General features: G+C 40.6%; 9 protein-coding genes. All 9 read left to right on the top strand.

Annotated elements, in window-relative coordinates; all coding sequences use genetic code 11:
• Positions 1–110 precede the first annotated feature (110 nt).
• Positions 111–1,322: an endonuclease gene (locus RRG12_RS40090; RefSeq protein ID WP_420758009.1), complete on the top strand. Its 1,212-nt coding sequence runs from the start codon at positions 111–113 to the stop codon at positions 1,320–1,322.
• A gap of 248 nt (positions 1,323–1,570) precedes the next feature.
• The gene (locus RRG12_RS40085) at positions 1,571–1,987 is read left to right on the top strand and encodes a hypothetical protein (protein ID WP_069071196.1); all 417 of its coding nucleotides are present in this window, start codon (positions 1,571–1,573) and stop codon (positions 1,985–1,987) included.
• Positions 1,988–2,655: 668 nt separating this feature from the next.
• The gene (locus RRG12_RS40080) at positions 2,656–3,723 is read left to right on the top strand and encodes a response regulator (RefSeq protein ID WP_420763024.1); all 1,068 of its coding nucleotides are present in this window, start codon (positions 2,656–2,658) and stop codon (positions 3,721–3,723) included.
• Positions 3,724–3,794: 71 nt separating this feature from the next.
• Positions 3,795–4,172, top strand: a complete 378-nt coding sequence (locus RRG12_RS40075) for a response regulator transcription factor (RefSeq protein ID WP_069071198.1) — start codon at positions 3,795–3,797, stop codon at positions 4,170–4,172.
• Positions 4,173–4,176: 4 nt separating this feature from the next.
• Positions 4,177–4,674 (top strand): chemotaxis protein CheW, encoded by a 498-nt coding sequence (locus RRG12_RS40070; protein WP_069071199.1) that lies wholly within the window; start codon positions 4,177–4,179, stop codon positions 4,672–4,674.
• 61 nt (positions 4,675–4,735) lie between these two features.
• On the top strand, positions 4,736–7,552 hold the full coding sequence (locus RRG12_RS40065; RefSeq protein WP_420763023.1) for a methyl-accepting chemotaxis protein: 2,817 nt from the start codon (positions 4,736–4,738) through the stop codon (positions 7,550–7,552).
• A gap of 178 nt (positions 7,553–7,730) precedes the next feature.
• On the top strand, positions 7,731–10,751 hold the full coding sequence (locus RRG12_RS40060) for a hybrid sensor histidine kinase/response regulator (RefSeq protein WP_420763022.1): 3,021 nt from the start codon (positions 7,731–7,733) through the stop codon (positions 10,749–10,751).
• 321 nt (positions 10,752–11,072) lie between these two features.
• Entirely contained in the window at positions 11,073–11,528 is a 456-nt protein-coding gene (locus tag RRG12_RS40055; protein WP_420763021.1) for a hypothetical protein, read from the top strand.
• Positions 11,529–11,597: 69 nt separating this feature from the next.
• A partial coding sequence (locus RRG12_RS40050) for a HEAT repeat domain-containing protein (protein ID WP_420763020.1) occupies positions 11,598–13,735 on the top strand: 2,138 nt, incomplete at its 3' end.

Here is a 13,735-nt window from a genome sequence, read left to right as displayed (position 1 = left end):
ACCCCACCCTAACCCTCTTTCAAGGGTAGGTATTTAATAAAGGCGTATTTTTGCAGGTAAAATACTATCTAGCTTTTATCAGCAGAATTACTACGGGTGCAGGAGGGTGAATGCAAGTAGGAAAAAGCGAGGAATTAAGAGAATGGACTAGAAAAGTAATTGAAAAAATGCCAAATCTCACAAAACCTCAAGCTGTTGTACTGGCAATGTGGACTTTTGGGATAGTAATGACCCAATCAAGTGGACTGACAACGGTTTCAGTATTTTTAGCAGAACTACTGGGTAAAAAGGAGAATACTATACGTCAGCAACTGCGGGAATGGTATCGAGACGCAGAAGATAAAACAAAAACTGGTCGAACTTCATTGGATGTGACATCTTGTTTTAGTCCACTACTATCTTGGATTCTAAGTCTTTGGCCTAAAGGTGAAAAACGTCTAGCATTGGCAGCAGATGCTTCAACTTTAAGCGATCGCTTTACTGTATTAGCAATTAGCATTGTTTACCGTGGCTGTGGAATTCCAATTGCCTGGAAAATAGTTGAAGCTACCATTCCTGGAAGTTGGAAACCTCACTGGGAAGAATTATTTCGCCATATAGACAAAACTGTACCACCAGATTGGTTTGTAATTGTCACCACAGATAGAGGGCTTTATGCTGAGTGGTTGTATCAACAAATCTTGAACTGTGGTTGGCATCCTTTTATGCGGATTAACCTTCAGGGGCAGTTTCAAATTAAAGGTACTGTTTCTTGGCTACCTCTAAATACTCTTGTTCGAGAAGTTGGTCAGTCATTTGAGTCATTGGTAACTTGTTTCAAAAGTAACCCGATTGAATGTACATTGTTAGCCCGTCATGACGAGGGCTATGCCGAACCTTGGTTAATTCTCACCGATTTACAACCCGAAGTTGCGGATGCTTGTTGGTATTCGATGCGCTCTTGGATTGAATGTCTATTTAAAGACGGTAAAAGAGGTGGTTTTGCTTGGCATCAAACTAAAATGACAGATACCAAACGAGCCGAGAGACATTGGTTAGCGATCGCAATCGCTACTTTATGGCAGGTTAGTGTTGGAGGTGCTATTGATGCCAATTTGCCTATTAGTAGTTTAGACGAATTACCACAAACCCACGTTGCACGACGCAATTTGAAAAATAGTGTCTTCCATCGTTGTCTCTCATGTTTCCGTCGTGGATTTTTAGTGATTAAGGCTGCCGTTCTTAATCGTCTTCCCCTACCTCAAGGTAGCTTTTTCCCTGAACCTTGGCCTTCCTTGACTCCACAACTCCATGTCTCTCAAATCACCCTCTCTACTGCCTGATTTTTAAATACCTACCCTTGAAAGACCCTAACCCTCCCCTTGTAAAGGGGAGGGAACTGGATTTCTTTTTCCCACCTTTCCAAGGGGGGATTAAGGGAGGTAAAACGCCTGTGGAACAAGCATTTGAGCTTAAGTTGACACCAATGCAATGCCTTGCGCCCCTACCGCTGAACTGGAAACCAGAACGGCGGTGTTAGAAGCTTTGGTAAAAACCACTCAAATCACGAATAATTTCAATAATTAAATTTATGTCAGCAGAAAATTCCACCCCCAAAGCCATCTGGATTCTTACTGAAGAAACAGCCCAAACATCAAGTACAACTAGTGAAACATTGATAAATAGTGGAGCAAGAAGCAGTAGAGATACAGGAGGATTACTGGGAATTGAAACTACTGAAGAAATAGTTGTCAGCCGAAAAAGAGACGAAATAGTAATTACTAGACACAAAGTAGAGGTAACGAAACTCAAGCAAGAAATGAAAGGATTTCTGCAAGCAATGCGGGAAATGCTTGATGAAGCTGATCAACCAGATTCTAAGCTCCAGCTTGATGAGGTAGAACTCTCAGTAGAAGTCAATGGCGAAGGACAAATCAGTTTATTTGGGATTGGTGGTGGGAAAGCAGGGGGAAAAGGAGCGATGACTTTTAAATTCAAGCGGAAATAAATGCTATCTTAATGCCTAATGTAGAAATGTGGTCTAATTTATAGCTGTAAGCATAGCGATCGCACTACATAAACAGTAGGAATAAACTGGCTGTGCGATCGCACAAATTTTTTGAACAACATCTCTGCCAAAGCAGCAAATCATTATTGAAGTATAAAATTTTACTTAAAACATTAAGACTCTGAATTCTGACTTTTAGTATTAATTTTTCCAACAAAAACAGTATTATCCCTGTAGTCATAACGGGTGTATTTAATTAAAAGTGGCTTCATATAGTTCTTATTTGCTTACAAACTAGATTGTATTTAAGTGTAAATACAGTAGTTCAAATATATTAACCTTTACAAAATCAGTATTATTCCTGTGGTCAGAATGGGGTTACTCAATGGAAAGTGGCTTCATCTACTCTTGACATTTTTATGTCTTATTTCTCGAAAGATGGTTATAAATCTCAGTAACAGTAAATAGATTAATAAGAATTTACGAATTTACTAAGATTTGCTCATCTGAAAATAACGCTACTGTCGTTGAGTTTCACCACAAACCTAGATGTAAACTGATGTATCTTAAAATACAAAAGTTTGATGCTTTTTACTTGATTTCAATTGTGGAAGAACTTTATACGAATTTAGCTTACACGTATCGAATTTAGCTGAAGTAAAAGCAAAATGAGCACAACTCCTATAGGTAGCTACAGGTTGTTCCAGAAACTACATCCGCTATCTCTGTTGGCACAATTAACCAGTCGGCGTGCTACAGGGTGCTTAAGCATATTTACTGGAATAGTTTCTTGGTCAATTTATCTAGAGGACGGTAAACTTACTTATGCCTCCTATTCAGATAAACTGTTTGAGCGGCTTGACAGTCACTTGCGACGCTTAAGCCAGCAAATTCCTGCTCTCAACAGCGCCACTCGCGTGCAAATGCGGCTGATGTTTGAGACGAAGAATGAACATCAATCAATACCAAATGCGGATTACCAAGCTATTTGTTGGTTAGTAAATCAGGACTATATTACCTCTGTGCAAGCAGGAAGCCTGATAGACGAATTAGCAAAAGAAGTGCTGGAATCATTTCTCTGTTTAAAAGAAGGTAGCTATGAATTCAGTCCAGAAAGCTCTTTAGATGAACTACCAAAGTTCTGTCGCCTGGATTTGCGCTTACTTGTTGAACATTGCCAAAAGCAGTTACGAAATCGGCAAAATATCCAGTCATCAATTCCATCTGGTGGCGGTTCTCAAGTTTTGTCTGCAACACAATCATCTCAAGTTCAGCCACAACTGCATATAAAAATTGGGCAAAACTTGCCGATACCAATTAATTTTGATATCCCTGAGAATAATAAAATTACTCAGCCACCTGTTGGCAAAAAACTATATACAATTGCTTGCATTGACGATAGCCAAACGGTTTTGAATTCTATCAAACATTTTTTGGATGAAAACACATTTTCAGTTGTGATGATCAACGATCCAGTAAAAGCTTTGATGCAAATTCTACGGAGTAAACCCGATCTGATTTTATTAGATGTTGAAATGCCAAGCTTAGATGGTTATGAGCTATGTTCATTATTACGTAAACATTCAGCTTTTAAGAATACACCAATCATTATGGTGACTGGGAGAACAGGCTTTATCGACAGAGCAAAGGCTAAGATAGTCAGATCATCAGGATATTTAACTAAGCCTTTTACACAATCAGAATTGCTAAAAATGGTTTTTAAGCATCTTGGTTAATTTAGGAATTAGAATTCAGAATTCTTATAAAAAGCTAATACGTTTAATCTATTTTTTTAGGAGATTTAATAGTGAGCCTGACTTTGCTTGGCACAATTTTAATTGTAGAAGATTCTCCCAGCGAATTGGAATTAATGAGCCATTATCTCAAAGAAAGTGGTTACAACGTAATTAAAGCAAGTGGTGCAAAAGAGGGTTTAGAAAAAGCTGTGTTAGAAAAACCAGATGCGATCGTTACTGATGTAGTTATGCCAGAAATGAGTGGATTTGAATTGTGTCGCTCTCTGAGAAGAAATCCAATTACTGCAAAAGTGCCGATTGTGGTTTGTAGTTCTAAAAATCAAGAAATTGACCGTTTGTGGGCGATGAGGCAAGGTGCAGATGCCTATATAACTAAACCTTACACCCGCGAACATCTCCTACGTACTATTAAATCAGTGGTAATTTAAATCAATGACTAGTACAAACATTACTCTTGCTTCCAAAGCAACCCAAAATAACTTAGCAGATGGTTATCTGAAGTTTCAGCTAAATCAACAAACTACTGCTGTTTTATCAATGAAGCATACGCAAGAAGCTATTCTTGTGCCTGTTGAATCTATTACCTCAATGCCTAATATGCCCCCCTGCATATTAGGATTAATGAATTGGCGGAGTCGGATAATTTGGGTAGTTGATTTGCCAAGAATGCTCAATTTAGAATCCCTAGATTATCGACTGCGACAGTACAATGTGATCGTTATCCAAGTGGAATCATTAGTGTTGGGCTTAGTTGTACAAGAAATAAAAGGTACAACCAAGTTCATAGTTGATGATATTCATTCTCCTATAGGACAAGTGACATCCAGTTTAGTTCCTTATTTATGTGGGTGCGTTGTGCAGCAGGAAGAAATATTACTAGTATTAGATGCACAGGCGATTGTACAGTCTTCTATTCTCCGCAGTGATTAGAGTTTACTACTAAAAAAAAGATTTTTAGTGTCTTATTCACATACTTAGGAGAACTAATTTTATGTTTAATAAAACCAACACGAATCAAGGTAATAGCGCTCAAAATCGAGCATCATTGATTTCATCCCAAAAAACCCTTGGAACTGTAGTAAAGCTACCAACTAAGTTGACTACTGAAAGTACTAATAATTCTTCTTTGAATCAGGGAATTGCTTATTTTACAAGGCTAGGATTGGTTAAGAAAGCGACTATTTTAGCGATCGCAATTGGTACAATACCAGTTTTGGGCATCGGTGCGATCGCTTTTGGTTTTGCCAACAAGTCGATTACTAAGCAAATTACCCAATCTCAACAAGCTGAAGCCACTGGCTTAAGTGATAAAATTAACCGCTTCATGCTGGGACGCTACGGAGATATCCAAGTAATATCAAACTTGCTATTTTTGACAAGTCCTCAAGCTAGTGTCAGTATCACTACTCAGCAAAAACAAGCAGTCCTAGATAGTGTTGTCGAAGCCTACAAAGCTTATGACAGTATTGCTGTTTTCGATCGCCAAGGTAACTTGATTGTGCAATCCACAGGCGAACCCTTGGAAAATCAAAAAGACCGCACCTATTTTCAAGACGCTTTACAAAAAGATATTCCTGTCATTAGCAAGCCGGAAGCAGCAAAAAACACTGGTGTAGTGAGTATTTATCTAGCTGCACCCGTGAAAGAGACAAGGACGGGCCAAACCATTGGCGTGGTACAAGCACGTATGCCCGTAAAATCTTTAGAGGAAGTAATCAAAAACTACGTAGCCAACGGACAACAATACCATTTGCTCGATGCTTCAGGAACAGTTTTCTTGAGTCCTCAAAAGGAATTATTGGGGAAAGAGGCCAAGGGAGAGTATTCTAATTTACCTAAACTCCTAGCAGCCAAAAAGCTAGATAGTTTTATAGAAGTTCCCAAAACTCAGAAAAAACAAGAACTAGTTAGCTACGTACCAGCTAGTAGTATAGATGGCTTACCAGATTTAAACTGGCAGGTACTTTTAGCTACAAATACAGCAACCGTATTTGAGCCGCAAAGACAATTGTTGTGGATTATAGCCATTGGTACAGCAGTGACAGCATTGATTGTAGCTGCGATCGCATCTCGGTTAGCGAAACTGACTACACAACCAATTCTTAATGCCACTGCGGCATTAGCGAAGCTAGGTCAAGGTAAATTTAATACCCGTCTGGAAATTGAAAGAGAAGACGAATTAGGGGTATTGAGTGCAAATATCAACCTTATGGCTGAACAATTGCAGGTCTTAGTTAAGGAGCAGCAACAGGAATTAGACGTTGAAGGGGTAAAATTATTAGCAGATATTACTCTAAGAATTCGGAAAACTCTCAAAACTGAAGATATTTATCACGCAGTAGTCCAAGAAGTTCAGCGATCGCTAAAAACAGACCGAGTAATCATTTATAGTCTGAATCCAGATAATCGGGATGGCGTTGTCGTTGCGGAATCGGTAACTGGTGATTGGCCGAAAATGCTGGGAGTGAAAATCGACGACCCTTATTTTCGAGAACATTATCTAGAAACTTATCACGATGGAGAGGTACAAGCAGTTGCCAATATTCATCAAGACCAAAGCTTGAAAAATGCCGACGGTTACATCCAACTGCTCGAAAAATTTGCTGTCCAAGGTCATTTAATTGTACCGATTCTTGCCCAAGAAAAACTTTTAGGCTTATTAATTGCTCATCATTGCGAAACTCCTCGTGTTTGGCAACAGCCAGAAATTGACTTGTTTCAACAAATAGCAACTCAAGTCGGCTATGCCTTAGAACAAGCCAAGCTACTAGAAGAGATAGAAAAAGTCAGAAATGTAACTGTAAGTGGGTCAGACGAAACACTGCAACAACAACTTTTACAACTACTCAACGATGTAGAAGGTGCAGCCAGAGGCGATTTGACAGTGCGTGCAGACGTAACCGCAGGGGAAATCGGCACTGTTGCCGACTTCTTCAACTCCATTGTCGAAAGCCTCCGGGATATTGTTACCCAAGTAAAACAAGCTGCCATCCATGTGAATAGTGCCATTGGCTCTAACGACGGAGCCATCCGCCACCTAGCAGAGGAAGCGCTTACCCAAGCTGCCGAAATCAACCATACCCTTGATGCTGTTGACCAAATGACCCAATCCATGAAAGCTGTAGCCGAAAGTGCCGAAAAAGCTGCTTTCATTGCTAACCATGCCGCTCACACCGCCACTAAGAGCGGACACGCGATGGATTTAACAGTACAAAACATCCTCTCTTTGCGGGAAACTGTGGGTGAAACTGCCAAGAAAGTGAAACGTTTGGGAGAGTCTTCGCAACAAATTTCTCGCGTGGTTTCCTTGATTAACCAAATCGCGATTCAAACTAACTTGCTTGCCATTAATGCCGGCATTGAAGCAGCGCGTGCGGGTGAAGAAGGTCAAGGATTTGCTGTAGTTGCTGAAGAAGTCGGCGAACTAGCAGTTAGGAGTGCCGCAGCAACCCAAGAAATTGAACAAATTGTTGAAAATATCCAACGAGAAACCAGTGAAGTAGTGCAAGCAATGGAAATAGGCACTACCCAAGTGGTAGAAGGGACTCGAATTGTGGAGGAGGCTAAACAAAGTCTGAGTGAAATTTTGGATGTATCGTCTCAAATTGACTCCTTAGTGCAGTCGATTTCCACTGCAACCGCATCTCAGGTTGAAACATCACAAAGTGTTAGCCAATTGATGAAAGATATCGCTGCCATATCACAACGCACCAGCGATTCTTCTCGCCAAGTTTCTGAATCTCTGCAACAAACTGTGGATATTTCCCAGCAGTTGCAAGAGACTGTCGAGGCTTTCAAAGTTAGTTAAGTTTGTCATTTGTCATTTGTCCTTTGTCCTTTGCTAGTGATGAATACTTCGACTACGCTCAGTACAAGTGACGAATGACCATGCAAATTTTAGATTTTAGATTTTGGATTGAAATAAAAATCTAAAATCCGCAATCTAAAATCCAAAATTGATTGACCAATGACTAAGGACAAAAACTATGCTACAAGACAAAGAATTAGAAATCCAGATGCAGTTTCTAGAAGAAGCAACAGATTACTTAAATACCTTAGAAGGGGTATTGTTGGAAATCGATACTAGTAATCGCATCGATTTGGATAAAATCAATGCTGCACTCCGAGCTACTCATTCTATTAAAGGTGGCGCGGGGATGATGGGATTTAGATCGCTAAGTGATTTATCTCACCGTCTGGAAGATTCCTTTAAAGTTTTAAAAACTAAAAAAAATTCTTTAGAAATTGATACTCAGTTGCAAAGTTTATTGCTATCTGGAGTTGACTGGCTGCGTCAGATTGTAGACTTACTTGCACAAGGGAATGTTGTCGAAGATCAGTGGTTAGCAACTTTTTGTTATCCCATCTTCGATGAGTTGCACGATCGCTTGGGCGACCCCACCCCAGAGGATGCATCAACCATGCTATCTCCAGAAGATGGTCAAGACGTTATTCCCTTGCTATTTGCCACAGAAGTAGAAGAGTGTTTGCAGCGCCTAGAATCTGTATTGGCAAATAGTGAACAGCCCGGATTGCATGAAGAAATTGTGATCATGGCAGCTGAATTGGGTGGTTTGGGTGAAATGCTCCAATTGGCAGCTTTTAGCAAGCTTTGTGAGTCAGTAACACAGCACTTAGAAACTGTAAATAGCGACGGGGAACGCGTTTCCGAAATTGCTCAGTTAGCATTGCAAGCATGGCGGCGATCGCAAGCTTTGGTGCTGACAAATCAACTAGATAACTTACCTACAGAAATTCACTTGGGTGGTTCTACGCAATTCCCAGCACTATTACCAGCAGAAGTAATACCACAACTTCTACCTACAGATGTCCTTGACACAGAAATAGTGTCAACAGCTGTTTGGCAAGCAGAGATAACTCCAGAAACTTGGGTTAAAGACGAAGCAATCGCAGCCAATTTTACATTTGTGGATGCAGAATTCGCCGATGACGTAAATTCTGTCAATGTCACCGAACACAATACAATATTTGCTAAAGAAGATAATCCTCCAGATGCAAGATTTGCTGAAAGCAAAGGAGAGGCAAATGGGGTTGGTAAAGAACGAGAAAGTCATGAAAATAGCGTCCGAGTTCCTAGTAAACAACTAGAGCAAATTAATGATTTATTTGGCGAACTGATTGTTCAGCGGAATGGGTTAAACTCACAACTAGAAAGATTACGCAAACTCGTCCGTAACCTCAACCAACGAGTCCAAGTTCTCGACCGAGAAAACCAGGAATTGCGTATAGTCTCCGACAAAATTTCCACTCAAGCTGCTGGGGTGAGGGGGCGAGATGAAAATAGCCAGCAAACACAAGGCACAGACAGGGAATTTGATGCCTTAGAGATGGATCGCTATAACGATTTAAATCTGCGATCGCAGGAAGTTATGGAAACCATTGTTCAGGTACAAGAAGTCACAACAGATGTGCAACTCAGTGTAGATGATACAGACCATATTGCTCGTAAACTCAACAAAACATCAAAACAGTTACAAACCAAACTAAATCACATCAGAATGCGACCATTGTCTGATTTAGTCGAACGTTTTCCTAGAGCTTTACGCGATTTAAATGTAGAGTATGGGAAAAATGTCCAGTTAAAAATTGAAGGTGGTAACACTTTAATTGAACGCAGCATTTTAGAAGCTTTAAACGAACCTTTAATGCATCTCTTAAGGAACGCTTTCGATCATGGTATCGAAGACTCAGCCACGCGTCGCCTTTTGGGTAAACCAGAACAAGGATTGATTGAAATTACAGCCACTCACCGCGGTAATCGCACTCTCATTACTATCCGTGATGATGGTTGGGGCATTTCTCTGGAGAAAATTCGCACCCGCGCCCTAGCTATGGGATTGGATACTTCTCTACTCGCTAATGCTAGTGATGAAGAACTATTATCACTAATTTTTGAACCAGGTTTTACCACCTCCGAGCAAGTGACAGCATTATCTGGTCGCGGTGTCGGTATGGATGTGGTTCGCAACAACCTCAAACTAATTCGAGGAGATGTCAAAGTTGATACCGAACCAGGAGTTGGTACTACCTTCACCCTCTCATTACCGTTTACACTTTCCGTTGCGCGAGTTCTGCTGGTAGAAATCAACAAGATTCTATTAGCATTTCCCACAGATGTCATTTCAGAAATATCTTTACTCCAAGACGAGCGAGTTTTTGAAATGGCTGGTAGCGAAGTTTTAAATTGGCAAGGAACCATGCTGCCACTGATTCGCTTAACTCGTTATTTAGAGTTTAATTGCCTTCGTTACAATAGCGCAGAATTGGAAATTCCGGCAGCCATTAGTACTAACAGTGTGTTAGTAGTCAAAGGTAATAATCAGCCAGTAGCAATTCAAATAGATCGTTGCTGGGGTGAACAAGAAGTTGCTATTCGCCAAGTTGAGGGAAATATCCCCTTACCTGAAGGTTTTAGCAACTGCACAATTCTCGGTGATGGTCGAGTAGTGCCACTAGTTAATGTCAATGAGTTGCTGTATTGGATTGCTACAAATCGTAAGACACCGAGAGGTACTCAATTACCATCAGTAAGGTTAAAAACACCGTTCCTGATATTTGATGAAGAGAAAATATCAGCCGCAACTGTTAAGCAAAAAGGCACAATTTTAATTGTAGATGACTCGATTAATGTTCGCCGTTTCTTAGCTCTGACTCTGGAAAAAGGAGGGTATCAAGTAGAGCAAGCTAAAGATGGTCAAGATGCCTTAGAAAAACTCCATAGTGGATTGAGAGTTGAGGCAGTAATTTGTGATATTGAAATGCCTCGTCTTGATGGTTATGGCTTTTTAGGTAAGGTAAATTCAGACGTTGATACAAAAAACATTCCAGTTGCAATGCTGACTTCTCGTAGCAGCAATAAACATCGGCAGTTGGCTATGCAATTGGGAGCGCGGGCTTACTTTTCTAAACCTTATAATGAGCAAGAGTTATTGCAAACGCTGGAGGAAATAATTCATCCTGTAGTAGAAAAGGTAGCTTCTAATTGATAATTCATAATTTGAAATAAGAATGCTACAAAAATACCATTTGTAAAGACGCGATTCATCGCGTCTTTACCCTTAATTGAATTGGTATTAGTATCCTGGCGACTAGAAATCGCGGCTATACAGACAAAACCCGCCTGTGCGGGTTAAAGGCTACTGGCAAAAATTTTGGTTTTTGAGACGCGATAAATCGCCGTCTCTACAATTGTTTTGGTTTTATCTGAACTGTATTTATTGATATCACTAATAATCGCCTAGCTTTTTCGTGATACTATTTGTGTCAATTGAAATAATCTCTACATTAACTCAATTTGTAGTGAATTTATGGTAACTGTAACACTGACGGCTGTTGCTACTGCGATCGCAACTACACTTTGGACTAAAGCCCAAGAGAAAATCGGCGAAAACATTGGTGATGCTGCATGGGCACTAGGTGGCAAGTTAATCGGATTACTCCGCCAAAAAAATAAGTCGCCATTACTCACCAGTGCTGTAGAAGCAAATGAACCGCAACGATTAGATTATGGTCAAGCAGTGCTGGAACTTCAAGCAGCAGCACAAGACCCAGAAATTGCTCAAGCAGTTGTGGAAGTAGAAACAGCAATCAACAAAGATCAATCTGAGACTGCTAAGGAAATTCAAAAATTAGCAGCAGAAATCAAGTCACAGCCATCAGTTGTTAACAATTTTGCAAAGTTGGCAGAAGAAATTAAAGCAGAGAAAGGTGCAATGGTTGCCCAACAAATCACAATCGAAGAACAGCACAATACTTACAACTGACTACAGTCGTCTCAAGGGGAGGATGGGACAAAGTTAACTCCCGATGGCTGGCGTGAAATCTGCTGTGAAATGCTGGCAGAACGGCGAAAGCTAACTACAAATCCTCTAACATCAACTGAAGGAGTCGCTCTGCAAGTTGATGATGTTTACGTACCATTGGGATTAATTGAGCGTAAAAAACAATCTAAGCTTAAGAATAATATTTCTCCAAAACAGGAATCAGACAAAGTTCAAAGCGATATTTCTCCAAAACAGCGATTAGACAAGGTTCAAGGCGATATTTCTCCAGAACACGGTTCAGAACTGTACAAGGAGACAGAAATCACCAAAACATTTGAGCATGATGCTTTTCTCGAAGAAGTTCTCAAACAGAAGAACACGCCGAAAAGTAAGGGTAAGCGGATTGCAATTATTGGTGAACCAGGAGCAGGAAAGACAACACTGTTACAACGGATTGCTGATTGGGTATCTCGTGAGATTAACCAGTCGATTGTAATTTGGGTATCTTTAGCAAATTTGCGAGAGAAGGAACTAAAATCTTATCTGTTTGAGAATTGGTTGACTCAGGTGGCACACAAAACAGGTAAAGCTGAAACCACTAAGCAACTAAAGGATGATTTTGTTACTCTATTTAATCAAAATAATATGTGGCTGCTGCTAGATGGGTTAGATGAAATGTCTGCATCTAATCCTTTAACAGAAATTGCTCGGCAATTCCGTGAAGCAGGGTTAATTTCTCAAGCGCGAATTGTGCTGACCTGTCGGGTTAATCTATGGGATGGCAGCATTAATGCACTTGATGATTTTGATACCTATCGCACTTTAGATTTTTCTTATCCAGAACAGGTAGAGAGATTTATTCACAAATGGTTCGCTGCTATTCCCGAAACTGGGAAGCGGTTATGCAATGCGTTGAAAGAATCGGGTAAAGAACGGATTCAGGATTTAGTGAAAAATCCTCTGCGTTTGACACTGCTGTGCTTGAATTGGCAATCAGGAGAAGGTAAATTACCCGATACTCAAGCGGGACTCTATCAGCAATTTGTAGATGACTTCTACAAGTGGAAAAAAGACGAATTTGCTATAAACTCTGACCAGCGTCAGCAACTCAATGTCAAATTAGGGGAATTAGCGAAAGCAGCAATAGACAAAGAAGCAACCCGTTTTCGCTTGCGGGAGGATTTTGTTAGTCAGTTTTTGGGGAATGCTGATGATGAAAAGTCGCTGCTAAAATTGGCACTAAATCAAGGCTGGCTGAACTGTGTAGGCATAGATACAAATAGAAAACCTGTTTACGCTTTCTTTCATGCTTCATTTCAAGAGTATTTTGCTGCTAAAGCAATTGATGACTGGCATTTCTTTCTTAACCACATTCCTTATGATCCCAGACGAGGAACTTATCGCATCTTTGAACCGCAATGGAAGCAAACAATATTACTTTGGTTAGGGTGGGAAGAAGAGAACCTCAAACAGCAAAAGCAACAGTTTATCGATGCTTTAGTATGCTTTCAAGATGGATGTGGTAAGTGGAATAGAGAAAATTTAGATAAAGGATTTTATGAATATCGCGCCTATCTTGTAGCCGCCGCAGGAGTTGCAGAGTTTAGGGATTATTTGAGAGCAGATGGAATAATAGCACAAATTGTCGAGTGGACAATTGATAGTGGGAGTTCAATCAATGAGGAAGCTAGTTCAGCACTGCAACAAACAGACCGCACAAAAGCGATCGCTGTTTTAGTGCAACTGCTGCAATCAACAGATATTCCTCAATTTTTTACAAAAGCAATCGCGTCCTTGGTGCAACTGCTGCAATCAAATACTGTGGATAACTTCACCCGTTGGCGGGCAGCAGAAAGCTTAGGGCAAATCGACCCTGGCAATGAAATTGCGATCGTGTCCTTGGTGCAACTGCTGCAATCAACTACTGTGGATGACTCCACCCGTTGGCGGGCAGCAGAAAGCTTAGGGCAAATCGACCCTGGCAATGAAATTGCGATCGTGTCCTTGGTGCAACTGCTGCAATCAACTACTGTGGATGACTCCACCCGTTGGCGGGCAGCAGAAAGCTTAGGGGAAATCGACCCTGGCAATGAAATTGCGATCGCGGCCTTGGTGCAACTGCTGCAATCAACTGTGGATGAGCGTCAGAACCCGTGGGCCGGCGGAGCAAAGAGAAGGGAGAAAAAGCGCCGACAAGAAAATTGCGG

This window comes from Nostoc sp. CALU 546 (assembly GCF_048836525.1).
The sequence above is the reverse complement of the archived record's forward strand: the minus strand, read 5'-3'. Positions and strand labels throughout refer to the sequence as shown.

Bases quoted from the DNA above. Each gene is read 5' to 3' on its own strand.
- RRG12_RS40090 (WP_420758009.1), top strand. From the start codon at position 111: ATGCAAGTAGGAAAAAGCGAGGAATTAAGAGAATGGACTAGAAAAGTA.
- RRG12_RS40085 (WP_069071196.1), top strand. From the start codon at position 1,571: ATGTCAGCAGAAAATTCCACCCCCAAAGCCATCTGGATTCTTACTGAA.
- RRG12_RS40080 (WP_420763024.1), top strand. From the start codon at position 2,656: ATGAGCACAACTCCTATAGGTAGCTACAGGTTGTTCCAGAAACTACAT.
- RRG12_RS40070 (WP_069071199.1), top strand. From the start codon at position 4,177: ATGACTAGTACAAACATTACTCTTGCTTCCAAAGCAACCCAAAATAAC.
- RRG12_RS40065 (WP_420763023.1), top strand. From the start codon at position 4,736: ATGTTTAATAAAACCAACACGAATCAAGGTAATAGCGCTCAAAATCGA.
- RRG12_RS40060 (WP_420763022.1), top strand. From the start codon at position 7,731: ATGCTACAAGACAAAGAATTAGAAATCCAGATGCAGTTTCTAGAAGAA.
- RRG12_RS40055 (WP_420763021.1), top strand. From the start codon at position 11,073: ATGGTAACTGTAACACTGACGGCTGTTGCTACTGCGATCGCAACTACA.